At 71.5% G+C, this 24,259-nt stretch carries 20 protein-coding genes; 8 read left to right on the forward strand and 12 right to left on the reverse strand.

The genetic code is table 11. The annotated features are described in order from the left end of the window. Window positions 1-34: 34 nt before the first annotated feature. A complete protein-coding gene (locus tag BJ969_RS25260) occupies window positions 35-988 on the forward strand; it encodes a DMT family transporter (protein WP_184483016.1) in 954 nt (317 codons plus the stop codon). Between the two features lie 340 nt (window positions 989-1,328). Here BJ969_RS25260 and BJ969_RS25265 read toward each other — a convergent pair whose 3' ends face one another. Both BJ969_RS25265 and BJ969_RS25270 read right to left on the reverse strand, forming a co-directional pair. Continuing rightward, window positions 1,329-2,003, reverse strand: a complete 675-nt coding sequence (locus tag BJ969_RS25265; protein ID WP_184483019.1) for a response regulator — start codon at window positions 2,001-2,003, stop codon at window positions 1,329-1,331. Window positions 2,004-2,040: 37 nt separating this feature from the next. Then, window positions 2,041-3,336, reverse strand: coding sequence for a PspC domain-containing protein (locus tag BJ969_RS25270; protein ID WP_343071729.1), 1,296 nt, complete (start codon window positions 3,334-3,336; stop codon window positions 2,041-2,043). A 252-nt stretch (window positions 3,337-3,588) separates the two neighbouring features. Between BJ969_RS25270 and BJ969_RS25275 the strand changes: the two genes are divergently transcribed. The 4 genes from BJ969_RS25275 to BJ969_RS25290 all read left to right on the forward strand — a co-directional run bounded on the left by BJ969_RS25275 (window position 3,589) and on the right by BJ969_RS25290 (window position 7,497). Continuing rightward, on the forward strand, window positions 3,589-4,758 hold the full coding sequence (locus BJ969_RS25275; RefSeq protein ID WP_184483022.1) for a PspC domain-containing protein: 1,170 nt from the start codon (window positions 3,589-3,591) through the stop codon (window positions 4,756-4,758). Next, a complete protein-coding gene (locus BJ969_RS25280; RefSeq protein ID WP_184483025.1) occupies window positions 4,751-4,957 on the forward strand; it encodes a hypothetical protein in 207 nt (68 codons plus the stop codon). The genes BJ969_RS25275 and BJ969_RS25280 overlap by 8 nt, the downstream gene beginning before the upstream one ends. 297 nt (window positions 4,958-5,254) lie before the next feature. Then, window positions 5,255-6,277: a LacI family DNA-binding transcriptional regulator gene (locus BJ969_RS25285; RefSeq protein ID WP_184483029.1), complete on the forward strand. Its 1,023-nt coding sequence runs from the start codon at window positions 5,255-5,257 to the stop codon at window positions 6,275-6,277. Between the two features lie 299 nt (window positions 6,278-6,576). Then, the gene (locus tag BJ969_RS25290) at window positions 6,577-7,497 is read left to right on the forward strand and encodes a glycoside hydrolase family 16 protein (protein ID WP_343071591.1); all 921 of its coding nucleotides are present in this window, start codon (window positions 6,577-6,579) and stop codon (window positions 7,495-7,497) included. A 242-nt stretch (window positions 7,498-7,739) separates the two neighbouring features. Here BJ969_RS25290 and guaA read toward each other — a convergent pair whose 3' ends face one another. The 4 genes from guaA to BJ969_RS25310 form a co-directional block, all read right to left on the reverse strand. Then, a complete protein-coding gene (gene guaA / locus BJ969_RS25295; protein WP_184483033.1) occupies window positions 7,740-9,281 on the reverse strand; it encodes a glutamine-hydrolyzing GMP synthase in 1,542 nt (513 codons plus the stop codon). A gap of 184 nt (window positions 9,282-9,465) precedes the next feature. Beyond that, complete coding sequence (locus tag BJ969_RS25300) at window positions 9,466-11,181, reverse strand: FAD-dependent oxidoreductase (RefSeq protein ID WP_184483036.1); 1,716 nt, start codon at window positions 11,179-11,181, stop codon at window positions 9,466-9,468. A gap of 628 nt (window positions 11,182-11,809) precedes the next feature. After that, window positions 11,810-12,940: a GuaB3 family IMP dehydrogenase-related protein gene (locus tag BJ969_RS25305; protein ID WP_184483039.1), complete on the reverse strand. Its 1,131-nt coding sequence runs from the start codon at window positions 12,938-12,940 to the stop codon at window positions 11,810-11,812. A gap of 107 nt (window positions 12,941-13,047) precedes the next feature. Continuing rightward, the gene (locus BJ969_RS25310) at window positions 13,048-13,614 is read right to left on the reverse strand and encodes an SbtR family transcriptional regulator (protein ID WP_184483043.1); all 567 of its coding nucleotides are present in this window, start codon (window positions 13,612-13,614) and stop codon (window positions 13,048-13,050) included. Window positions 13,615-13,707: 93 nt separating this feature from the next. On the opposite strand from BJ969_RS25310, the gene BJ969_RS25315 reads away from it, so the two are divergent. Then, window positions 13,708-14,628, forward strand: a complete 921-nt coding sequence (locus tag BJ969_RS25315; protein WP_184483045.1) for an NmrA family NAD(P)-binding protein — start codon at window positions 13,708-13,710, stop codon at window positions 14,626-14,628. 49 nt (window positions 14,629-14,677) lie between these two features. Here the strand turns inward: BJ969_RS25315 and guaB are convergent, their stop codons facing one another. Continuing rightward, window positions 14,678-16,189, reverse strand: a complete 1,512-nt coding sequence (gene guaB / locus BJ969_RS25320) for an IMP dehydrogenase (protein ID WP_184483047.1) — start codon at window positions 16,187-16,189, stop codon at window positions 14,678-14,680. Window positions 16,190-16,429: 240 nt separating this feature from the next. On the opposite strand from guaB, the gene BJ969_RS25325 reads away from it, so the two are divergent. Next, window positions 16,430-16,831 (forward strand): DUF5319 domain-containing protein, encoded by a 402-nt coding sequence (locus tag BJ969_RS25325; protein ID WP_184485785.1) that lies wholly within the window; start codon window positions 16,430-16,432, stop codon window positions 16,829-16,831. A 168-nt stretch (window positions 16,832-16,999) separates the two neighbouring features. Here the strand turns inward: BJ969_RS25325 and BJ969_RS25330 are convergent, their stop codons facing one another. The 4 genes from BJ969_RS25330 to BJ969_RS25345 all read right to left on the reverse strand — a co-directional run bounded on the left by BJ969_RS25330 (window position 17,000) and on the right by BJ969_RS25345 (window position 21,717). Further along, complete coding sequence (locus tag BJ969_RS25330; RefSeq protein WP_343071592.1) at window positions 17,000-18,202, reverse strand: anti-sigma-D factor RsdA; 1,203 nt, start codon at window positions 18,200-18,202, stop codon at window positions 17,000-17,002. Between the two features lie 123 nt (window positions 18,203-18,325). Further along, window positions 18,326-18,898, reverse strand: coding sequence for a sigma-70 family RNA polymerase sigma factor (locus BJ969_RS25335; protein ID WP_184483051.1), 573 nt, complete (start codon window positions 18,896-18,898; stop codon window positions 18,326-18,328). 646 nt (window positions 18,899-19,544) lie between these two features. Then, entirely contained in the window at window positions 19,545-20,141 is a 597-nt protein-coding gene (locus BJ969_RS25340) for a response regulator transcription factor (protein WP_184483053.1), read from the reverse strand. A gap of 298 nt (window positions 20,142-20,439) precedes the next feature. Then, window positions 20,440-21,717 carry a MerR family transcriptional regulator gene (locus tag BJ969_RS25345; protein WP_184485788.1) on the reverse strand — a complete coding sequence of 426 codons (1,278 nt, stop codon included), beginning with the start codon at window positions 21,715-21,717 and terminating at the stop codon, window positions 20,440-20,442. 205 nt (window positions 21,718-21,922) lie between these two features. Between BJ969_RS25345 and BJ969_RS25350 the strand changes: the two genes are divergently transcribed. Then, window positions 21,923-22,225 carry a WhiB family transcriptional regulator gene (locus BJ969_RS25350; protein WP_184483055.1) on the forward strand — a complete coding sequence of 101 codons (303 nt, stop codon included), beginning with the start codon at window positions 21,923-21,925 and terminating at the stop codon, window positions 22,223-22,225. A gap of 200 nt (window positions 22,226-22,425) precedes the next feature. Here the strand turns inward: BJ969_RS25350 and groL are convergent, their stop codons facing one another. Further along, entirely contained in the window at window positions 22,426-24,042 is a 1,617-nt protein-coding gene (gene groL / locus BJ969_RS25355; RefSeq protein ID WP_184483057.1) for a chaperonin GroEL, read from the reverse strand. Between the last annotated feature and the right edge of the window lie 217 nt (window positions 24,043-24,259).

Below are 24,259 nucleotides of genomic sequence, written 5' to 3' on the forward strand. Positions count from 1 at the left end.
CGCGGGACGGGGCGGACCCACGAAGGGACGAACGATGAACCATCCGGCGAGCTACCTGCGGGTCGGCGCGTTGGCGCTGCTGTGGGGAGCCAGTTTCCTGCTGATCAAGCTCGCGCTGACCGCGCTGTCACCGGTGCAGGTCGCGTTCACCCGCATCGCGCTCGGCGCGGCGGTGCTGGTGGTGCTGTGCGCGCTGCGCGGCATCCGGTTGCGCGGCGATCGGCGGCTGTGGGCGCACGTCGCGGTGGCCGGGTTCTTCGCGAGCGCGCTGCCGTGGGTGCTGTTCAGCATGGCCGAGCGCACCGTGGATTCCGGGCTGGCCGGGGTGCTGAACGCGACGACGCCGCTGTGGACGATCCTGTTCGGCTTCCTGGCGGGCACGCAGCGCGACGTGCCGCCGCGGATGCTGGCGGGCCTGGCCATCGGGTTCGGCGGCGTGCTGCTGATCATGGCGCCCTGGGACGCCACCGCGAGCGGCATCGGGCTGCTGGCCTGCCTCGGCGCGACGGCCAGCTACGGCATCGCCTACGTGCACATCGGCCGGAACCTGACCGCGTCGCGCGACGGCGGACCCGCGCCCGTGCCGCTGGCGACGGCGGGCATGCAGCTCGTCGCCGCCACCGGCATCGCGGCGTTCGCGCTGCCGCTGGACGGTCTCCCGCCGGTGCGCTTCGACCTGGTCGCGCTGCTGGCGGTCGCGGTGCTCGGCGTGTTCGGCACCGGAGTGGGTTTCGCGCTGAACTACCGCCTGATCGCCGACGAGGGCCCCACCGCGGCGGCGACCGTCACCTACCTGATGCCGATCGTCTCGGTGCTGCTGGGCGCCCTGGTCCTCGGCGAGCAGATCGGCCCCCGGGTCGTGCTGGGCATCGCCCTGGTCCTCGCAGGCGTCGCCCTCACCCGCCGCACCAACCGCCCCAGCCCCCGCCGCCTGCCCCCCGCCGCCCGGGTCTTCACGGACCTCACCACCAACCACCCCATGAAGTGACCCCGAACCACCCACGCCGAAGGCCGCGCAGCGAGCGGACAAACCCCGCCCACCCCGCGGCAGAAGGCCGTGCCTAGCGGCGAAGCCGTGCAGTCGGGCTGCGAAGCAAGCCTGCCTTGCGGCCGAAGGCCGTGCCTGTATTCGCGAAGCGAATAGCCCACGTCCAAAAGCCGACCACCCGCGGGTTCTCAGCTTCCTTCTCGCGAGGACAGCTTTTTCCCTCGTGGCGGAGCCACTCGGGAAAAAGATCCCGCAGCGAGAAGGACGCTGAGGTTCCGCCACCCGACCACAGAGCAAAACGACCGGCTCGGGCCCACCGCCCACCAAAGCCGAACGAGGCTCAGACCAACCGTCGATCCGTAGCCCAACGCGAGAGTTCGTACCTGTTGGAGAGCTGGGTCTTGCGCAGCACGCTGGACACGTGGGTTTCGACGGTCTTCACCGAGATGAACAGCTCCGACGCGATCTCCTTGTACGCGTAGCCGCGCGCGAGCAGCCGCAGCACGTCCCGTTCGCGCGGGGTGAGCAGGTCGAGTTCGGGGTCTCCGATGGGCGCGGAGTTCGGCCCTTGGGAGAACGCGTCGAGCACGAACCCGGCGAGCCGCGGCGAGAAGACCGGGTCGCCCGCCGCGACCTGGCACACCGCGTCGGCCAGTTCCCGCCCGGAGATCGTCTTCGTGACGTAGCCGCGCGCGCCGCCGCGGATCACGGCGATGACGTCCTCGGCGGCGTCGGAGACCGACAGCGCCAGGAACACCACGTCGGGGTGGTCGCCGCGCACTCGGCGCAGCACTTCGGCGCCGCCGCCGTCGGGCATGTGCACGTCGAGCAGCACGACCTGCGGCTCGTAGTGGGCGATGCCCGCGACGGCCTCCCCGACGGAACCGGCTTCGCCCACGACTTCGACCTGGTCGGGCGCGGTGGCGAGTTCGGCGCGCACGCCGGAGCGGAACAGCGCGTGGTCGTCGACGAGGAACACGCGAACCGGGGCCCGGTCCGTTCCGTCGCTGGTCATGAGTCCTCCTCCGTCGACCACCGCTGCGGTCGGCTCATCAGCTGGTCTTCCTGGGCATGTCCATCTGCACTTCGGTGCCCGAGCCGGGTGCGGTCTTGATCCGGACGGAGCCGCCGTTGCGCTCCATCCTCCCCTTGATCGAGTCGGCGAGCCCGTGCCGATCGTCGGACACCCGTTCCGGGTCGAAGCCGGCGCCGCGGTCCCGCACGAAGATCGACACCCGGTCCGGTTCGACTTCCGCGTAGACGCTGACCTCGCCGACCCCGGCGTGCTTGGCGGCGTTCACCACGGCCTCCCTGGCGGCGGCGAGCGCGGCGGTGAGCGGCTCGTCGAGTTCGCAGTCGCCGACGACCACCTGCTGCACGGTGATCGCGAAGGCGTCCTCCACTTCGCCGCAGGCCCTCGTGAGCTGCGCGGACAGGGTCTGCGGTGGCGCGTCGCCCGGTTGCGCGGGGCCGGCGGGCCGGTCGCCGTCGGCACGCCCGTAGCCGTCGGGGCCGTAGAGCCAGGTCCGCAGCTCGCGTTCCTGCCCGCGGGCCAGCCGGCGGACTTCGCGTTCCGAGTCGGCCTGCTTCTGGATCAGCGCCAGCGTCTGCAGCACCGAGTCGTGCAGGTGGGCGGCGATCTCGGCGCGTTCCTGCGAGCGGACGCGACCGGCGCGCTCCACGTCGAGGTCCCGCATCAGCCGCATCCACCACGGCACCGTGAGCACGGCGGCACCGATCAGCGCGGTGATCGTGGACAGCATCGCGAACTGCAGGTCGCTGGCGGTGGCCGAGCCTCCCAGGAACACCACCGCGCCGATCACCACGAGCGCGGCGCCGGAGATGATCCGCACCATCGCGGCCCGTCCGCCACCGCCGCCGAGCACCGCTCCCGCCATGCCGGAGCGGGCGCCCTCCCGCCAGCGCCGCCGCTGCGATTCGTCGGCTTCCCGCCACACCACGGCCGCGCCGACGAGCGCGACGCCGAGCGGGCCGGTGAGCCAGCCGGGCAGGATGCCCAGCAGCCCGACGGCGACCGCCAGGCCCAGCCCCAGGATGATCAGCCCGAGCCCTTGCTGGCGTTCGCGGTCGGTGACCGGGGGTTCGGCTCCGGCGCTCTGCGGCACGAAGATCCACAGCAGTCCGTAGGCGAAGACCCCGGCGCCGCCGAACGCGGCGAGCACCGCGAACGTCGCCCGCACGCTCAGCACCGACACGCCCAGGTGGTCGGAGATCCCGCTGCACACCCCGGAGACCAGCCGCCCGCCGCGGCGGCGGTACAGCTTCGGGCCGGTCTCGCGGACGCCGTGCGCCGAGTTCGGGCCGTGCACCACGTGCCCGAACGGCACGGTCGGCGCTTCCTGCGCGGAACCCGGAGCGTGCGGTGGGGCCGACGGCGCGGGGCCGTGCGGAGCGGCGGTCGCGGCGGTGCGCGACCGGTGGAGCGCGCGTTCGTGTTCGCGCTGGGACCGGGTTCTCACACCAGTGATGGTCACACGCGCGCAAGATCAGCTGCATCGGGGAATTCCCAGGGCGTTCGGGGCGCCCCTCAGGGGCGTCCCCGATGCGTCGGCGATCGCGGCGGCTCGATAGTGGGTGGCATGAACGGCAACGACAGCGTCGGCGACACCCTGCGCGAGATGTGGGAGACCCGGCCGACCCGGCCGCGGCAGGGCCGCAGGCTCACCGGGGTGTGCGCCGCGATCGGCCACCGCTACGGCATCGATCCGGTGCTGGTGCGGGTGGCGTTCGTGGTGGCGACCATCCCCGGTGGCGGCGGCCTGGCCCTGTACCTGGCGCTGTGGGGGACGCTGCCCAACGCGGCACCCGTCGAGGAGCGGCACCGGCTGCTGCGGGTGCTCGGCCTGATCTCGCTGGTGGTCATCGGCATTCCCACCGCGCTCGCCATGCTCTACCCGCACGGCTGGCTCGTGTTCGCGGCGGCCATCGGCGGGCTGTACCTGCTGCACCGCAACCAGCGCGAGCAGGCTCCCGCCGTCGCGTCGACGCCGCCCGCGGCGGCACCGGTCGGCGAGAACACCTGGGTCTACCCGAGCTCGCCGCCGCGGACCGAGCCGCCGAGCTGGGATCCGCTGGGGGCCGCGCCGTTCGCGTGGGACCTGCCGGAGCCGTCGCAGGAAGCGGAGGCGCCGCAGCCGAAGCGGCCGTGGATCGGCTGGCTCGCGGTGGGCGTGGCCGTGGTGGCCTTCGTCGTGGTGCTAGCGGTGGGCGGCAGCGCGGCCGCCGCGTTCGCCGTGGCGCTGGGGGTGCTGGGCGTCGGCATGCTCGCCGGGGCGTTCCTGCGCGGCAGCCGGATGCTGATCGCGTTCGCGCTGCCCGTCGGCGCGCTGGCCCTGCTGCTGGGGGCCGTGGAGGACGATCAGCACTCGGCGGACTCGGAGTGGAACCCGCCGCGCAGCCAGCAGATCGTGGCGACCAGCTCGGACGGGTTGCAGGAGTACTACGAGCACATCCCGAACGGCCGGATCACCCTGGACCTGCGGCAGCTGCGGCTCACCGGGGACGAGCGGATCGAGACCGGCGCGAGCGTCGGCAACGGCCGCGTGGAGGTGCTGCTGCCCCCTGGTCTCGACGTGACCGCGACGTGCACCACGAGCAGCGGCGCCGTGGACTGCCTGGGCAACCGCCAAGCAGGCGGCCAGCACAACCAGCTGGAGATCAACGATCCCGGGGTGGACGGCCCCGGAGGCGGACACCTGACGCTCGACCTGTCCGCCGACAACGGAAACGTGGAGGTGCGCCGTGGCTGATGACGCCCGCGATGAAACGAGCTCGGCCCACCGCCCGGACACCCCGCTGCTGGTGGCGGGAGCTCTCGCGCTGACCGTGTCGGGTTCGGTGTTGTTCGGCGGCTCGCAGGACTTCTGGATCGAGTGGTCCCTGGCGGGCGCCGCGGTCCTGGTCGGCATCTTCCTGCTGATCGCCTCGATGCGGCGCCGGGACCGGTGAGCTCAAAGCCTGTCTTTGACCTTGCCGTGCCAGATGAGCGTCGTTTTGGTCCGTGCCTTGTCAGCGGCGGGGCCGCTGAGCAGTGACCAGCCAGAGCAACCGGCACCTCTCAGCGGCCTTCTCGCGAGGACAGCGATTTCGCCGTGTACGGCGTGCATGAGAAATCGATCCCGCAGCGAGAAGCCCGCTGAGGTTCCGCCACCCGCCCCGCCATGCGGGCCGAGTTGAAAAACGGTGCTCTACGCTGCCATCCGATGTCTGCCTCGACCGCAGTGCAGGCGAAGGGGGAGGAAGCGGATGAGCGTGCCCGGCGGGCGGCCGACGCTGGAGGACGTGGCGGCTCGGGCGGGGGTGTCGCGCGCGACGGTGTCCCGGGTGATCAACGACTCGCCGCGGGTGAGCCCCGAGGCGCGCGACCAGGTGGCCGCCGCGGTCCGCGACCTCGGCTACGTGCCCAACCGCGCGGCCCGCGCGCTGGTCACCCGGCGCACCGGCGCGGTCGCGCTGGTGCTCTCGGAACCGGAGAACAAGTTCTTCGACGACCCGTTCTTCGCCTCCACGGTCCGCATCGTCTCCCAGCACCTCTCCGCCGGGGACAGCCAGATGGTGCTGCTGATGGTGCACCGGCCGGACGATCACGCGCGGATCGCCCGCTACCTGGCCGCCGGGCACGTGGACGGCGCGCTGGTGCTCGCTCCGCACCGCGACGATCCGCTGCCGGAGGCGGTGCGGGAGCTGCCGCTGCCGGTGGTGTTCGGCGGCAGGCCGTGGATCCCCGAGCACGGCCTGCACCTGGTGGACCACGACAACGTGGGCGGTGGCAGGCAGGCCACCGAGCACCTGCTGTCGCTGGGCAGGCGCGGCGTCGTGACCGTCGCGGGCCCGCAGGACGAGTACGCGGGCCTGGAGCGGTTGCAGGGGTGGCGGGAGGCGACCGGGGTTGACGACGCGGCGACGGCGCTGCGCGCCGAGCCCGGCGGGTTCACCGAGCAGGGCGGCGAGCGGGCCATGGCCGCGCTGCTGGCCCGGGTGCCGGACCTGGACGCGGTGTTCGTGGCGAACGACCTGATGGCGAAGGGCGCGCTGCGGGCGCTGCGCGCGGCCGGTCGACGGGTGCCGCGGGACGTGGCGGTCGTGGGGTTCGACGACCAGCCCGCGATCGCGCCGCACACCGATCCCCCGCTCACGACGATCCGGCAGGACCCGGCGTTGCGCACGGTGCACATGGTGGAGCTGATGCGGCGGTTGATCGCGGGCGAGCGGGTCGCGCCCGGCCGGGAGATCCTGCCCGTGGAGCTCGTCCGCCGGGACTCCGCGTGATCGTCCGATCGGGTGGTCGAATTCCGTTCTCCCCGCATCGGGAGCGGCGAAAGAAGATCATCGAATCGGGCATTCGAATGGACGCGCGGGGCATTGTTTCCGGCCAATACTGGCAATAACGGTGATAATCGATTCGCCGAATCGCACAACCGGGTTCCGATGACCGTCCAATAGCGGCCGATCGGCGTAATCAGCCCGGGACTGCATCGATATAGCCTTTACCGGAACGTTTCAGGTGAGCAGCCTGTTCCGTTGAGAGCGCTCTCACCCTTCAACGTCCCCCCGCGAAGGAGATTTTCGTGTCCCGAACCGGTTTCAAGGCGGCAGCAGGCAGCACGCTCGCCGCGCTTTGCCTGTTCCCGTTCGCCACCGCCTCGGCCACCCCCGCGCCGGCCGCCCCCGCGGCGCAGCCGAAGGCCGAGGTGTTCTTCGACGACTTCTCCGGTGCCGAGCTCGACCGCTCCAAGTGGCAGGTCGAGGTCACCGGGGAGAACTTCGGCACGGTCAACCAGGAGCAGCAGGCGTACGTCGACTCCCCCGAGACCATCTACATCGAGCACGACGACGCGTCGACCGGTGCCACCAACGGTGCGCTGGCCCTGCACGCGCGCAACACCCCCGGCTTCCAGGCTCCCGACGGGAACACCTACGACTTCCAGTCGGGCCGGGTCAACACGAAGGACAAGTTCGAGTTCACCCACGGCAGCTACTCGGCGCGGCTGAAGCTGCCCGAGGGCGGCACCAGCCCGGGTCTGTGGCCCGCCTGGTGGTCGCTGGGCGCGAACATGGACGAGGTGGGCTGGCCGCAGAACGGTGAAGTCGACATCATGGAGAGCGTCGGCGAGCCGTGGACGAGCGTCGCGCTGCACGGTCCCGAGTACCACGGCGACACCCCGATCGCTGGCCAGCAGCAGTTCGAGGGCATGGACCCCGCGGACTGGCACACCTACAAGGTGGACTGGACGACCGACGGATTCATCTTCTCCGTCGACGACAAGCAGATCTACGAGATCACCCGCGCCGAAATGGAGCAGAACGGCTGGACTTGGGTCTACGACGACCCGCAGTTCATGATTCTGAACTTCGCCACCGGCGGACAGTTCCCGAACGGCGTCAACGGCGTGACCGAACCCTATTTCGGACTGCCGCAGGAATCGGTCGACAAGATCAAGTCGGGCAATGCCCGCTACTTGATCGACTGGGTCCGCGTCGAACAGTGATTCCCGATCACGTGCGTCGTGATCCGCGCCCACGACGCCCGTGAACCGGGTGGAGGCGTCGCCCCGGTACGTGCCCGGTCCGATCCCGGCCGCACCGCGGGCCACGCCCCCGAACTTCTGAAGTGAACGGACCGTTCGTCCAAGCTGCTTGGACGAACGGTCCGTTCACTCATGTCACCCGAGGACGCAGAACGGCCCGCGCGATGTCCGCGCGGGCCGTTCGCCTCACTTCCGGAGCCGGGTCACTCCCACTCGATGGTGCCCGGCGGCTTCGACGTCACGTCGAGGGTGACCCGGTTGACCTCGGCCACCTCGTTGGTGATGCGCGTGGAGATGCGCTCCAGCACGTCGTAGGGCAGCCGCGTCCAGTCCGCGGTCATCGCGTCCTCGCTGGAGACGGGCCGCAGCACCACCGGGTGGCCGTAGGTGCGGCCGTCGCCCTGCACGCCCACCGACCGCACGTCGGCGAGCAGCACCACCGGGCACTGCCAGATGTCCCGGTCCAGCCCGGCCGCGGTGAGCTCCTCCCGCGCGATGGCGTCGGCCGCGCGCAGCGTCGTGAGCCGGTCCGCGGTGACCTCGCCGATGATCCGGATGCCGAGGCCCGGCCCGGGGAACGGCTGCCGGTGCACGATCGTCTCCGGCAGGCCCAGTTCGAGCCCGACCCGGCGCACCTCGTCCTTGAACAGCGCCCGCAGCGGCTCCACCAGCTGGAACTGCAGGTCGTCGGGCAGGCCGCCGACGTTGTGGTGACTCTTGATGTTCGCCGCGCCGGTGCCGCCGCCGGACTCGACGACGTCCGGGTACAGCGTGCCCTGCACCAGGAAGTCCACGTCGCCGTCGGCGTCGGCGACCAGGTCCCGCGCCGCCTTCTCGAAGCTGCGGATGAACTCCCGGCCGATGATCTTGCGCTTCTCCTCGGGGTCGGTGACCCCGGCCAGCGCGTCGAGGAACTGGTCGACGGCGTCCACCGTCACCAGCTTCACCCCGGTGGCGGCGACGAAGTCCCGCTCCACCTGCGCCCGCTCGCCCGCGCGCAGCAGCCCGTGGTCGACGAACACGCAGGTGAGCTGCTCGCCGATGGCCCGCTGCACCAGCGCACCGGCCACCGCCGAGTCCACCCCGCCGGACAACCCGCAGATGGCCCGCCGGTCGCCGACCTGGACGCGGATCGCCTCGACCGTGTCGTCCACGATCGACGCCGTCGTCCACTGCGGCTTGATGCCCGCGATGTCCTGCAGGAACCGGCGCAGCACCTCCTGGCCGTGCGGGGAGTGCGCCACCTCCGGGTGGTACTGCACGCCCGCGAGCCGGCGCCGCCGGTCCTCGTAGGCCGCGACCGGAGTGTCCTTGCTGCCCGCGGTCACGGTGAAGCCCTCGGGCGCCTTGCTGACGGAGTCGCCGTGGCTCATCCACACCGGGTGGTGGCCGGGCAGGTCCTCGTGCAGCGTCCCGCCGTCACCGGTGATCTCCAGCTCGGTGCGCCCGTACTCGCGGGTCCCGGTGTGCTCCACGGTGCCGCCGAGCGCCGCGGTCATGGCCTGGAAGCCGTAGCAGATGCCGAACACCGGCACCCCCGCGTCGAACAGCGCCGGGTCCACCTGCGGCGCGTCCTCGGCGTACACGCTCGCCGGACCGCCGGAGAGCACCAGGGCCGCCGGGTCGCGCCGGACGATCTCCTCGACGGGAGTGTCGTGCGGCACGACCTCGGAGTAGATCTGCGTCTCGCGGACGCGGCGGGCGATCAGCTGCGCGTACTGGGCGCCGTAGTCGACGACGAGCACAGGGCCCTTCCCCTCGCGCGGCGGACCTGCTGCCGAGGACTGTTCAGGGCTGTTGGCGATACCGGACACGTCGTCGAAACCTCCAGGCGAATGCGTGCGCTGCACCCATCATCCCAGCTAGCCCGCACCACCCGGCCAGCGGCTCCGCCACCTGCCGAGCTCACGCGTCCGGCCGCCACCGCGATCACACCAGCGGCAGCCGCAGGGCCGCGGGAGCGTCGGCGGGCACCGCCGGGCTCTTCGGGGCGACCGGCTCCATCCGCCGGTAGCCGTCGGCCTGCGCGGCGCGCCGGTCCGGCTCGCCCTTGTTCGGCCACATCGAGAACGCCCGCTCCGCCTGCGCGGTGATCGTCAGCGACGGGTTGACCCCGAGGTTCGCGGTGATCGCCGAGCCGTCCACGATCGACAGCGTGGGGTGCCCGAACGCCCGGTGGTACGGGTCGACGACCCCGTGCTCGGCGTCCTCCCCGATGGCGCAGCCGCCGATGAAGTGCGCGGTCATCGGCATGTCGACCAGTTCGCCCCAGGTGCCGCCCGCGATCCCGCCGATCTTCTCGGCGACCCGCTCGTTGGCTTCCTCGCCTGCGGGGATGAAGCTGGGGTTGGGCGCCCCGTGCCCTTGCCGGGAGGTGAGCCGGGAGCCGAACAGGCCGCGCTTGACGCGGGTGATCAGCGAGTTGTCCAGGCTCTGCATCACCAGCAGGATGATCGTGCGCTCGCTCCAGTTGCGCACGATCGCCATCTTCAGCGCCTTCACCGGGTCGTTGCGCACGAACCGCAGCCACTGCTTCCAGCGCGGATCGGGCTGGCCGCCCTTGGTGGGGAAGGTCTGCAGCAGGCCCATCGCGTTGCTGCCCTTGCCGTAGCGGACGGGTTCGATGTGGGTGTCCTCGTCGGGGTGGAACGACGAGGTGATCGCGACCCCGCTGGAGTAGTTCTGCTCGCCGACCTGCGGCACCTGCGCCCCGATGATCGCCTCGGAGTTCGTGCGGGTCAGCTCACCCAGCTTCGCCGACAGCCGCGGCAGGTCGCCGCGGTCCCGCGCTCGATGCAGCAGGTTCTGGGTGCCCCAGGTCCCGGCGGCGACGACGACCTGGTCGGCGGTGAACACCGAGCTGCCGAAGGCGGTCTTCGCCCCGGTGCGCCGGGTCCCGATCCGCCAGCGCCCGTCGCCGCCTTCGGCGAGCCGGTGCACGGTGGTCATCGGGAACACCTCGGCGCCACCGGCCTCCGCGAGGTGCAGGTAGTTCTTGACCAGGGTGTTCTTCGCCCCGACCCGGCAGCCGGTCATGCAGGCGCCGCATTCGGTGCAGCCGGTCCGGGAGGGTCCGGCGCCGCCGAAGTACGGGTCGGCGACCGTCTCCCCCGGCTTGCCGAAGTGCACGCCCACCGGGGTCGGGTGGTAGCTGCCGCCGACGCCCATGTCGGTGGCGACCTGCTTCATCACCACGTCCGACGGCGTGGTCGTCGGGTTCGTGACCACGCCGAGCATCCGGCTGGCCTGGTCGTAGTGCGGGGAGAGCTCGGACTCCCAGTCGGTGATGTGCGCCCATTGCGAGTCGTTGTAGAACGGCTTCAGCGGCCGGTAGAGCGTGTTCGCGTAGACCAGCGAGCCGCCGCCGACCCCGGAGCCGGCCAGGATCAGGCAGTCCCGCAGCAGGTGGATGCGCTGGATGCCGTAGCAGCCGATCTGCGGCGCCCACAGGAACCGGCGCAGGTCCCAGGAGGTCTTCGCGAACTCGTCGTCGCTGAAGCGCCGCCCGGCCTCCAGCACGGCCACCCGGTAGCCCTTCTCCGTGAGCCGCAGCGCGGCGACGCTCCCGCCGAAGCCGGAACCGATCACAACGACGTCGTAGTGGTGGGGCCCTCGTTGACCTTGAGCACCGTTGCTGGAAGCCATGCGGACACGTTAGCCGTCATTACTCGCGGGTAGCCAGAGTTTTCGACTACTCCACCAGGCGGAATCGCACCTCCGGCACAGCAGACGCACGACCTACCCCACGAACGACACCACGAGCCTTGAACCGACCAGCCCGCGAACCCAAGATCAACGAACCCACACCTGCCCGCCCCCCGACCACAGTCCCGCGCATCGCGGCGAAGCCGTGCCTCGGGCGGGCAAAGCCACGCCTGCCTCACGGCCGAAGGCCGTGCCTTGGGCGGCGAAGCCGTGCCTTGGGCGGCGAAGCCACGCCTGCCTTGCGGCCGAAGGCCGTGCCTGTATTCGCGCAGCGAATAGCCCACGTCCCAAAGCCGCCCACCCGCGGGTTCTCAGCGGCTTCCTCGCGAGGACAGCTTTTTCCCTCGTGGCGGAGCCACTCGGGAAAAAGATCCCGCAGCGAGGAAGCCGCTGAGGTTCCGCTAAGCGACCACCAAAGCAGAACGAGCCGTGGAAGCACTCAGTGAACCCGGCATTCCACGCACCACAGCAACCACACGCCCAAACCCGGGAAGGCTCTCAAACCCGACACCACACGCCAAGCCGAGCAAGACTCCAAAGCCCGGCCACCAGAGCAACCCCCCGGCGATCACCGCCGCAAACTAAGACCGACCTTCTGGAATTCCTTGAGTTCCGAGTACCCGGTCTTCGCCATCGAGCGGCGGAGGCCGCCGAACAGGTTGATGGTGCCGAACGGGTCGCTGCTCGGCCCGAACAGCAGCGTTTCGAGGTCGGCGCCGGCGCCGGTGAAGCCGACGATCTCGCTGCGCGGCAGGTTCGGGTGCGCGGCGGCGGACGTCCAGTAGTAGCCCTGCGCCGGTGCCTCTTCCGCTTCGGTCAGCGCTTCGCCCAGCATCACCGCGTCGGCGCCGCACGCGATGGCCTTCGCGATGTCGCCGGAGTAGGACAGCGCCCCGTCGGCGAGCACGTGCACGTACCGGCCACCGGTCTCGTCGAGGTAGTCGCGGCGCGCGGCGGCGGCGTCGGCGATGGCGGTGGCCATCGGCACTCCGATGCCCAGGACCTGCGTGGTCGTCGCGGAGCGGGACTGGCCGAATCCGACGATCACTCCGGCGGCGCCGGTGCGCATCAGGTGCATCGCGGTGCGGTAGTCGCCCACGCCGCCTGCGATCACCGGCACGTCGAGGTCCGCGATGAAGCGCTTCAGGTTCAGCGGTTCGCCGTCGCGGGCGACGTGTTCGGCCGAGACGATGGTGCCGTGCACCATGAGCACTTCGACTCCGGCGGCCAGCAGGTCGGGGGTGAGCTCTTCGGCGTGCTGCGGGCTGACCCGCGCGGCGACCGTGACCCCGGAGTCCTTGATCTCCTTGATCGACTGGGTGAGCAGGTCGCGGCGCAACGGAGCCGCGTGCAGCTCCTGCAGCAGCGTGATGGCGGCGGCCGGGTCCTCGTTCTCCTCGGCGGTGCGCACGACTTCGAGCAGCTTCTCCTCGACGTTGGAGTGCCGCGCCCAGAGCCCTTCGGCGTTGAGCACGCCGAGGCCGCCGAGCTCACCGACGCGGATCGCGGTCGCCGGGGACACCACGGCGTCCGTCGGGTGCGTCACCAGCGGGATGTCGAACCGGTACGCGTCGATCTGCCAGGCCAGCGACACGTCCTGCGACGAACGGGTCCGCCGGGACGGGACGATCTCGATGTCCTCCAGGTCGTACCCCCGCATGGCCGTCCGGCCCATGCCGATCTCAACCAGATCCCGCACGTCAAGTCCTCCCTACCAGCACCACGGCACTCCAACGGAGCATTCTCTCTACTCCGGGCTCGGACCTCGCATCCGCCCCGGTCTTTCGGCTCCGGCGCCCGGTGCGTTCAGGCGTGCGGGGCAAGGCCCGCGACGGTCAGCCGGAACAACCTGTCGGCTTCGGCGGCGGCGTCGGCGCGGTGTTCGACGGCCAGCACGATGCCGACGATCACCGTGATCAGGTCGGCGAGGGCGATGTCCGCTCGCACCGCACCGTCGCGCACGGCGCGGTCCAGCAGCGGTGTTCCCGCTTCCTCCAGCGCTCCGGCGCAGGTGTTGCCCTGGACGGGGTCGGCGTCGGGTCCCGCGTAGGACAGCGCGACCGCCAGGCCGCGGACGGTGGCGCAGTAGGCGACCACTTCGTCGAGCCAGCGCAGTAGCGCGTCGCGGCCGTCGGGCGCACCGGTCAGTTCGGCGGCGCGACGGCTCAGCGCGTCGATGCGGCTGTGCGAGACCGCTTCGAGCAGGGCGCGGCGCGTGGGGAAGTGCCTGCGCACGGTCGCCGATCCGACTCCGGCGGTGCGGGCGATCTGCTCCAGGGACGCTTCGGCGCCGCGGGCGGCGACCTCTTGTTCGGCCACGGCGAGGATGCGGGCGTGGTTGCGCCGGGCGTCCGAGCGCTGCGCGCCGGTCACGGCGTCACCTCCTGCTTCACAAAACGGCGGGGTCCGCCGTATCGTACGGGAACACAAACGGCGGGCCCCGCCGTTTTTCTCCCGAGGAGCAGCATGCCGACCCAACCCGCACCCGTCCTGGTCTCCGGCGCCACCGGCAGGCAGGGCGGAGCCACCGCCCGCGCCCTGCTCGCCGCGGGCGTTCCCGTCCGCGCCCTGGTGCGCGACCCCGAGACCGAACGCGCCGCCGCGGTGCGCGCGCTCGGAGCCGATCTGGTGACCGGCGACCTCCGCGACCGCGACTCCCTGGCACCGGCGGTCGACGGCGTCCGCGCGGTCTTCTCCGTGCAGATGCCGGAGCTCACCGAAGACGGATTCGACTTCGACGGCGAGGTCGCCCAAGCCACCAACCTCGTCGAAGCGGCCCGCGCCGCCGAGGTGGCGCAGTTCGTGCACACCTCGGTCAGCGGCGCCGGTCAGCACACCGAGGTGCCCGGCATGGCCGAAGGCCGGTGGGGAGTGGCGCGCAGCCTGGGCGCCAAGAGCGCGATCCAGGACCGGGTCCGCGAAGCCGGTTTTCCCAGCTGGACGCTGCTCAAGCCCGCCTTCTTCATGGCGAACTTCCTGCCCTCGATGGGCTTCCTGTTCCCGCGCGGCGTCGAAGGCGGCCTGGTCAGCGTCCTCAAGCCGGACACCCGCCTGTCCCTGATCGCGACGGCGGACATCGGGGCCGCGGCGGCCGCCGCGATCGCCGAGCCGGCGCGGTTCCACGAGGTCGAACTGGAACTGGCGGGCGACTTCCTGCCGATGGAGCGGATCGCCGAAGTACTCTCCGGCGCGCTCGGCGTCCCGCTGACGGCCCCCGACATGACCGAGGCCGAAGCACTGGCCGCCGGGATGCCGGGCATGGGCGCCACCCACGACTACCTGAACGCGGTCGGCCAGCCGGCCCGCCCCGAGTTCGCCGCCGAACTGGGCCTGCCCACCACCGCGGTCGAGCAGTGGGCGGCGGAACACCTGCGCGCGGGCGCGTGACCCGCGAGCGAGGGGCTCGGGAACCGATCGGCTCCCGAGCCCCCGCGCCTCACCGGGTCGTGTAGTTCGGCGCTTCCACCGTCATGGTGATGTCGTGCGGGTGCGACTCCTTGAGCCCCGCCGCCGTGATCCGCACCAGGTTCGCCCGCTGCAGCTCGGCCACGGTGGACGCCCCGGTGTAGCCCATCCCGGACCGCAGGCCGCCGACGAGCTGGTCCACGACCTGCGACAGCGGCCCGCGGAACGGCACGCGGCCCTCGATGCCCTCCGGCACCAGCTTGTCCTCGGAGAGCACGTCGTCCTGGAAGTAGCGGTCCTTCGAGTAGGACTTCGACTGCCCGCGGGTCTGCATCGCGCCGAGCGACCCCATGCCCCGGTAGACCTTGAACTGCTTGCCGTTGACCAGCACCAGGTCACCGGGCGACTCCGCGGTGCCCGCGAGCAGGCTGCCGAGCATGACGCTGCTGGCCCCGGCCGCGATCGCCTTCGGGATGTCCCCGGAGTACTGGATGCCGCCGTCGCCGATCAGCGGGACACCGGCCGGGCGGCACGCCTGGTCGGCCTCGTAGATCGCGCTGATCTGCGGCACGCCCACCCCGGCCACGACGCGGGTCGTGCAGATCGAGCCGGGCCCGACGCCGACCTTCACCGCGTCCGCCCCGGCGTCCACGAGGGCCTGCGCCCCGGCGCGGGTCGCGACGTTGCCGCCGATCACGTCGACGGAGTGGCCCAGTTCCTTCTTCAACGTGGCCACCGTCTCCACCACGGCGCGGGAGTGGCCGTGCGCGGTGTCCACGATCAGCACGTCGACTCCGGCGTCGACCAGCGCCATCGCGCGCTCGTGCGAGTCGGCGCCGACGCCGACGGCCGCGCCGCACAGCAGCCGGCCGTCCGGGTCCTTGGTGGCGTTGGGGTACTGCTCGGTCTTGACGAAGTCCTTCACCGTGATCAGCCCGCGGAGCTTGCCCGCGTTGTCCACGATCGGCAGCTTCTCCACCTTGTGCCTGCGCAGCAGGCCGAGCGCGGCTTCGGCGGTCACGCCGACCTGCGCGGTCACCAGCGGCGCGGGCGTCATGATCTCGCGCACCCGCCGGGTGTGATCGGCTTCGAACCGCATGTCGCGGTTGGTGATGATGCCGACGAGGGTGCCGTCCGGGTCGGTCACCGGGACCCCGGAGATCCGGAAGCGGGCGCACAGCGCGTCCACCTCACCCATCGTGTCCTCCGGCGAGCAGGTCACCGGGTCGGTGACCATGCCCGCTTCGGAGCGCTTCACGACCTCGGCCTGCGCGGCCTGCTCCTCGACGGAGAGGTTGCGCTGCAGGATGCCGACACCGCCCTGGCGGGCCATGGCGATCGCCATCCGCGCCTCGGTCACGGTGTCCATGGCCGCGGACACCAGCGGCACCCGCAGCCGCACGTTGCGCGACAGCTGGGTGCCCGTGTCGACGCCGCTGGGGATCACATCGGACTCATCGGGAAGCAGCAGCACGTCATCGAAGGTCAACCCGAGCGTCGCGAACTTCGCAGGGAATCCGGGGGCGGTCAGTTCGCTGGTCATGGCGAGGCGGTGTGCCTTCCTGCAAGCAACGGTGTGGTTACCGAAGGTTCCGGGCGGGGGCGCATCGGCGATACCGGGCCACCGGAAACGGCGGTTCGACGACGTCCCCGGCGCGAGCGGCAGGTGCGATTCACCCATGATAGAGACCCGCTGGTCAGGGATGGTCAGCGGTGGGGCGCCCGCGCGTGCGCCCCCGCGCGGGCGCCCCGAGCGGGAGTGCAGGTCGCGGTGGGCGGTACCGTGCCGTCCGTGCCGCACGATCCGCTTCCCCCAGACCCGTTCGCGGGAGACCCGGACGATCCGAGCAGAGCGCTCGACGACCAGGACCCCGAGTTCGGCCCGCCGCTGGGCGAGGACGAACGAGCCGAACTGCTGTCCGATCTGACCGACCTCGCGGTCTACCAGGCGTTGCTGGAGCCGCGCGGAGTCCGCGGCATCGTCGTGGACTGCACCGACTGCGGCGAGCCGCACTACCACGACTGGGAGCTGCTGCGCTCCAGCCTGGAGCAGCTGCTGCACGACGGTCGGATGCGCCCGCACGAACCGGCTTTCTCCCCGGACCCCAGCGACTACATGAGCTGGGAGTACTGCCGCGGCTTCGCCGACGGCGTCACCGAGACGGAGAACGAGAGCAGCCGCTGACGGTGCGCTCGACCGGTTCCCGCAGCGATGCCGCGCGCCCGCGGCGGCCCTGATCCGGCACTCTCCCGCCCTGGTCCGGCGCGCGCCGGAGTTCAGCCACGAACGGGATTCATCCCGAACTCCGCCGAAAGAACGGATCCGCGCCCTGGTGGACGCGGATCCGGATGTTCAGTTCGGCCGGGGGAACAACCCGCCGCCGTGGTTCGGGTCCGAGGTGGAACCGTCGGTGCTCCCGCTGGAGGGCACGTCCGTGCTCCCGCTGGTCTCGCTCGGCTGCGTGGTCGGCTCCGTCGGCTCCTGCGAGGAGCTCGGCGTGCTCGGCGACGTCGGCGTCGGCAGGTCCGTCGGCGGCACCTGCGGGTGCGACGGCGGCGGCGGCTCCACGGTCGTCGTCGGCACGTGGTCCGAACTCGACGTGGACTCCGAGGTCGACGGGTCGGACGGGTGGGAGCCTTCGAACTGCTGCCGCAACGCCTCGTGCTGCGCTTCCAGCTCCTTCAGCCGGTCGCCGGCGTCCTGCATCGTCCGGCGCGCGAGTGCGAGCGAGGCCCGCGCATCGCTGCGCTGGCCCGAGTTCCACTGCTCCTCGGCCTGGTCGAGCTGGTCCTGGGCTTGCGCCGCGGCCTTGGACTCCTGCGCGTGGTCGGTGTAGAGCACCTGCGCCACACCCCACAGCATGTCGCCGGGCATCGCGTCCCGCGCCGCCAGGCCCACACCGGTGAAACCGATCATCAGCACCGCCGCGGCCGAGGCCACCGGAACCAGGTGCCTGCGGCGGGACTTGCGCCGCGGACGGCTGCCCGCGGCGATCGCGGCGACGGCGGCGTCGGTGTCCACGAGGTCACCGATCGGGGCCGCGTCGACCTCCCGGCGCCACGCGACGAGCAGCGACTCCAACCCGGGCCCGGTGTCCGCGGATTCCGCGGGCACGCTCGGGTTGGTGCCGCCGAGCGCGTCGAGCAGCGCGTCGTCGGCCTGCAGTTCGGAGAGGTTCAGCGGCTCCGCGCCGACCTCGTCGGGATCGATCAGCCCCGCGGCGGTCGCCTGCGCGGTGTCGGCGGCGGCATCGGTCGCCAGCGGGCGCTGCCGGAAGTCCAGGACGGTGGCGCCGGCGCTCACCGGCTCCGCCTCGAACTCCTCCTCGGGGCGCGCGATCGTCGACTCCGCTGCCGCGTCGTCATCCGCGCCGTCGACCCGCGCGGCGGGTTCGTCGTACGTGGCCGAATCGGCCGAATGGCCGGTAGAGTGGTCCTCGGCGTCCGGCACCGGACCGTCGGTGACCCCGGCGGCGTTCGACCCGGCTGCCACCGAGGTGGCGGAGTCGGACTCTCGATTGTCGATCAGCTCGGCTCCCTCGCCAGCGGCGGGCACGGCCGGAGAGTCCTCCGAAGCACGTGTCTCGCCCGCACGGTCGTCCTGCCGGCCGGAATCGACGGGAACGTCCGAGGTGTGCTCCCTTTTCGGGGAGCGCTCGGGCTCTTCCCGCTCGACCATTCAGACCACCTCCTCCGCGGACAGCGTCTTGCGTAGCCGGGCCAGTGCGCGGTGCTGTGCCACCCGCACCGCTCCCGGAGTCGAACCGACCGCTTCGGCGGTTTCCTCCGCGGACAACCCGACGACCACCCGGAGCAGCAGGATCTCCCGCTGCTTGGCCGGGAGGACACGCAATAGCTGCGCCATCCTGCCCGAAAGCTCACCTTGCATGGCCCGCTGCTCCGGTCCAGCCTCGGACTCCGGGGTGTCCGGAACGTCCGCCACCGGTTCGGAGCGGTTGCGGGCCGACGCTCGGTGCGCATCAGCCACCTTGTGTGCGGCGATGCCGTACACGAACGCCAGGAAAGGACGACCCTGGTCCCGGTAGCTGGGCAGCGCCGTCAACACGGCGAGGCACACTTCCTGGGCGACGTCATCCGCCGAAGCGAACGACCGTTCGTTTCGTCCTACCCTGGCGCGGCAGTACCGCACCACCAAAGGACGGATTTCGGCCAGCAAGCGCTCGATCGACTGACGATCGCCGTCGACGGCGGCGCCTACAAGTGCGTCCAGCCCGTCCCCCACGTTGCTCATCGCAGACAGCAGCCCTGGTGTTACGCGTTCAAGCGACTCGGATTTGCCCGGCGAACATCACGTGCTCCGCACGCAGCGCCGAGGTCACCGTACCGGGAAAGGACAGATCCCTGAACAGGGAGTGGGGGCCAGCGGCGGTCGTTGTCACGTAACCATAACTACCAGATATCCACCCGAGCATCGTCCGCCCAGTACGGAACTCGCACTGATCGACGGATGGTAAGGGCGGACGCGGCGACCGCGATCGACTCCCGGCTCGACCTGGCCGGGTCATGAGACGTGTCCGTCGCCACGTCCCGGTGCGATGCACCGGGGCATGGCGACGGAAGTCCTGCCGACACCGCCGAGCCCGAACGGCGGCGTCGAGGTGAACCGGGTGGCGGCCGAGGGCCGCGTTCCGGCGAGGGGCGTCACACAACAGGAAGGAGCTCCCACGGAACCTCCGCGGATCATCCGTCGAGCCCTCGCGCGCGAGAACTCGGTCGCCGGGCCAGGCCGGGCGCCGGAACCGTCCGGGACGTGCGCCCCGGAACCGGTGCGGCGCGGGGCACGGTCCGCCGCCCGCGGGCGATCGGCGCACGTGGCGCTCCGACCGGAACCCGGATGATCGAGCGAGCAGGTGGGCATCCGTGGCAGTCCGTTCGGCTCAGGCGACCAGTCCCCGGCGGAACCCGTGCGCCACGGCCTGCGCCCGATCCCGGACTCCCAGCTTGCGGAAGAGCCGGCGGGCGTGGGTCTTGACGGTGTCTTCGGACAGGTAGAGCTCGCGGCCGATCTGGCCGTTGCTCTTGCCCTGGCTCATCCCCCGCAGCACTTGCAGCTCTCGCTCGGTGAGCTGCACGCCCGGGTCGGACGGCTGCCGCGGCGCGGGGACGGACGTGCTGGCCAGGGTGTGCGCCAGCGCGGCGACCAGTTCCGGCCGCGAGGCGTCCCAGCGCAGGTATCCGCGCGCACCACCGGCGATCGCCGCCGCGATGCTGCCCGCGTCGTCCGGCGCACCGAAGACGATCACATTGGCTTGGGGATGAGCGGAGACGAGCCGTCTGGTGGCCTCGACACCGTTCGGCACCGCTCGCTGGGTGCCGACCAGCACGACGTCCACCGCTTGCCGCGCGAAGCGGGCGAGCAGCTCATCACCGTGGGCTACGCAATCAATCCGACTCACTCCGGGGACAGCAGACATCACGCGAGTGAGTCCTTCCCGGACGCTACGTCGGTCATCGCAGATCAGGACCGTCGTCACGGGAACTCCTTCCTGCAGGCGGGTGACGTTCCACTTCCCCTATCGGACGCAGCGGGGCGGACCTTGACACGATCTAGTGCTGAATCCGTCCAGAGATCGGCTCACGCCACCCCATCGAGATATTCACCGGAACGGAGCAGGGGCCGACGCGGGCACGCACGCCTTCCTACGTCACCCGCCGATTAAGGCCCATACCTGCGATGTTCACCCGTGCGTGGGCCTGCCGAGCGATCCGCCACCCGATCTCGCGACACCCGGCAATCAACTGACAACGTTCGAATGTGATTTGCGTCACGTTCTAGTCGAGAACGGTCCGGCCGATCAGTTCCGCCGCGCTCTCGAGCGAAGCGACCGTCTCAGCGGGAGCGGGTAACTTGCCCGGAGCCCATCCGGCGCCCATCGCGAGGACCACGGCGCGCTGCCGCTTGATGGGCAGGTCGGACAGCAGCGCGGGCGCCGCGTAGTGCGGCTGATCGGCCCACAGCACGATCACCGCGGGCGCCGCCCGGCGCACCGCCGCGTGCAGGCCCTCCGGCGGCAGACCGGCTCCGAAGAGGCGATGACCGATGCCGCGCGACGCCAGCTCCGCGGCCAGCGCGACCAGCTCCAGCTCCTGCTGCTCACCAGGCGCCGGCGCGAGCAGCACCGGGCGCGGATTGCTCGGTTCGGGCGCGCGGGCCAGCACCGCCCGCAACGCCGTCGACGCGTTGTCGGTGAGCAGGCGTAACGCCTCCACTCCGACACCGGTGTGCTGCCAGCGCTCGCCGGCCGCGGTCAGCACCGGGGACAGCACCTCCCGCCAGGTGGCGAGCACGCCCTGCGCCTCGATCGACTCCGCGAGCAGGCGCTGCTGGTGCCAGGCGTCCAGCGCGAGCACCGCGCGGCCGAGCCCGCGGGCGCGCGGTCCGGCGCCGGTGAGGCGCAGCCCCCGCCCGCCCGGGTTGGACGTCGACTCGACGGCCGGGGGTTCGAGGGGGTCCAGGACGCCGGAGATGAGGACGGGCTCGGCCGGCGCGGGCGGAGCCGCCTGCGCGCCGTCGTCGGCATGGCGCGGCAGCGGCGGAGTGGCCGCCAGCGCGTAGCGCGCCGCTTCCGCCGGGGAGGCGCCGCGCAGCAGCGCGCGCTGCATCTGCTCGAGCCGCGCCACGTCCTCCGGGCCGTACCTGCGGTGGCTGCCGGAGGCGTGATCGGTCGGGCCGAGCCCGTAGCGCCGGTCCCAGGTGCGCAGCGTCGCGGGAGCGACGCCGAGCCTGCGCGCGACGGCGGCCACCGTCAGCCGCGGTTCCTCCGGGGTGGAGCCGAGCACTCCTGCGGTGAGGTCGGACTCGGCGTCGGCACCTCGCGCACCGGAGGCTTCCACCTCGGGCGCGCGGTGGTGCCTTCCGGTGTCCGCCTGAGCACCGTCGTCGGCAGGCCGTTCCCCCGCCTCGCGGGCGATCTTGCGGCGGGCGTCGTCTCGATCTTCGTCGGCGTTCGCCGCGCCGCGGGGGAAGGCCGGGCCGTCCAGGTGGTCGGCAAGTCGTGGATCAACCTCCCGGGCAGCGCCGTGCTGCCCGGACAGGGGTTCCTCCCGCATGGTCACGCGGTCATGTTCCGGATCGAGACGGCCGGTGGCAAGCGGGCACTCCCGGATGCCACCGGTCAGAGATCACCCGTCAGTGAACAGCTTTCGGCGCGAAAGGGGTTGAACAAGTATTGGCGCGGTTCTACCTTGGATCATGCGAGGCCACGGCAGCCGCCGTGGCGGGGAGGGGATCCACCGGTGGGAGGTGGTTGTCGCAATGGCCGACACTCGACGTCTTCCAGGCCCGAACGCCGATATCTGGGACTGGCAGATCAAGGGTTCGTGTCGCGGAATGGACAGCGCGTACTTCTTCCATCCCGACGGCGAACGCGGCCCGGCAAGGGCGCGGCGTGAGGCGAAGGCGAAAGAGGTGTGCCAGCACTGCCCGGTTCTCGATCAGTGCCGTCGGCACGCGCTGGCAGTGCAAGAACCCTATGGAATCTGGGGTGGGCTCTCCGAGTCCGAGCGCGAAGTGATCATCAAGACCCGCAAGCGCAGGGTGGCCGCAATGGCCGGATGAGACGCGACCGCCGCGACGAACGGCGGTGGCGGCGCCGCACGGGCAGGCCGAATCGGATGACTGCGAGGGGCGTCATCCGCGGCGGCCCCCGAGGCAGGCGTGCAAAAAGATCAGGGGCGGCACCGCGAAGGTGCCGCCCCTGATCTCGTGTTGCACCCCTGAACCGGAGCCCCCGGACGGGCGCCCCGGTTCAGCGGGGGTCAGTGCGAGTGGCCGTGACCGTGACCGGCCGGCTCCTCTTCCTCCTCGGGCTTCTCCACGACGGCGCTCTCGGTGGTCAGCACCATGCGCGCGATGGAGGCCGCGTTGGCGACCGCGGAGCGGGTCACCTTCAGCGGGTCGACGATGCCCGGCTCGAGCAGGTCGCCGAAGGCCAGGGTCGCGGCGTTGTAGCCCGCGCCCCAGTCCAGGTCGCGGACCTTGGAGACCACGACGGCGCCTTCCTGGCCCGCGTTGCTGGCGATCCAGAACAGCGGGGCCTCCAGCGCCTTGCGGACCAGCCGCACGCCGGTGGCCTCGTCACCGGAGAGGCCGAGGTCGCCCTCCAGCGCCTTGGCGGCGTGGATCAGGCTGGAGCCACCGCCGGGCACGCTGCCCTCTTCGGCCGCGGCCTTGGACGCGGCGACCGCGTCCTCGATGCGGGACTTGCGCTCCTTGAGCTCGGTCTCGGTGGCGGCACCGACCTTGATCACCGCGACGCCGCCGGCCAGCTTGGCCAGCCGCTCCTGCAGCTTCTCGCGGTCCCAGTCGGAGTCGCTGGCCTCGATCTCCTTGCGGATCTGCTCGACCCGCGCCTGCACGTCGTCCTTGGCGCCGTGGCCGTCGACCAGGATGGTGTCGTCCTTGGTGACGGTGACGCGGCGGGCGCTGCCCAGGACCTCGGGACCGGCCTCGGAGAGCTTGAGCCCGACCTCGGGGGCGATGACCTGCGCGCCGGTGACGGCGGCCAGGTCGTCCAGGAACGCCTTGCGGCGGTCGCCGAAGTACGGGGCCTTGACCGCGACGACCTTGAAGGTCTTGCGGATCGCGTTGACGACCAGGGTGGACAGCGCCTCGCCCTCGACGTCCTCGGCGATGATCAGCAGCGGCTTGCCGTTCTGCGCGACCTTCTCCAGCAGCGGCAGCAGGTCCTGGATGTTGGAGATCTTGTCCCGGTGCAGCAGGATCTGGGTCTCCTCCAGGACGGCTTCCTGCCGCTCGGAGTCGGTGACGAAGTACGGCGAGACGAAGCCCTTGTCGAACTGGACGCCCTCGGTGACCTCGAGCTCGGTGGCCAGCGTCGAGGACTCCTCGATGCTGATCACGCCGTCCTCGCCGACCTTCTCCATCGCCTCGCCGACCAGCGCGCCGATGTTCTCGTCGCGGGAGGAGACGGTGGCGATCTGGGCGATGTTGTCGCGGCCCTTGACCGGGGTGGCCTTCGCCTTGAGGGCTTCGACGACCGCGTCGGTGGCGGCCTGGATGCCCTTGCCCAGCGAGGCCGGGTTGGCGCCGGCGGCCAGGTTGCGCAGGCCCTCCTTGACCAGGGCCTGGGCCAGCACGGTGGCCGTGGTGGTGCCGTCGCCCGCGACGTCGTTGGTCTTGGTGGCGACGTTCTTGGCGAGCTGGGCGCCGAGGTTCTCGTACGGGTCCTCGAGCTCGATCTCGCGCGCGATGGTGACGCCGTCGTTGGTGACCTGCGGGCCACCGAACTGCTTGTCCAGCACGACGTGCCGGCCGCGCGGTCCGAGGGTCACCTTCACCGCGTCGGCGAGCTGGTTGACACCGCGCTCCAGCGCGCGGCGCGCCTGCTCGTCGAAGGCGATCTGCTTAGCCATGTTTCAACAGCCCTTCAGCATGGGTGTTCAGGTGCCGGTCGCGAACGTCCCGGCGCGAGCTCCGACCGACCCGGCGCATCGCCCGGCCGGAGGCCGCGAGCGCTCGCGGGGCCGGGGCGTTGGTCCGGTCGGCTGTCGCCTGGGTGGGACGTCGGGGCGGCGGAGTCGCCGCGTCGCCGAGTGGCGTGCGGGGCGTGGCGTCCGGCCTGGGACAAAC

The sequence above is a fragment of the Saccharopolyspora gloriosae genome, assembly GCF_014203325.1.
Classification (GTDB): domain Bacteria; phylum Actinomycetota; class Actinomycetes; order Mycobacteriales; family Pseudonocardiaceae; genus Saccharopolyspora_C; species Saccharopolyspora_C gloriosae.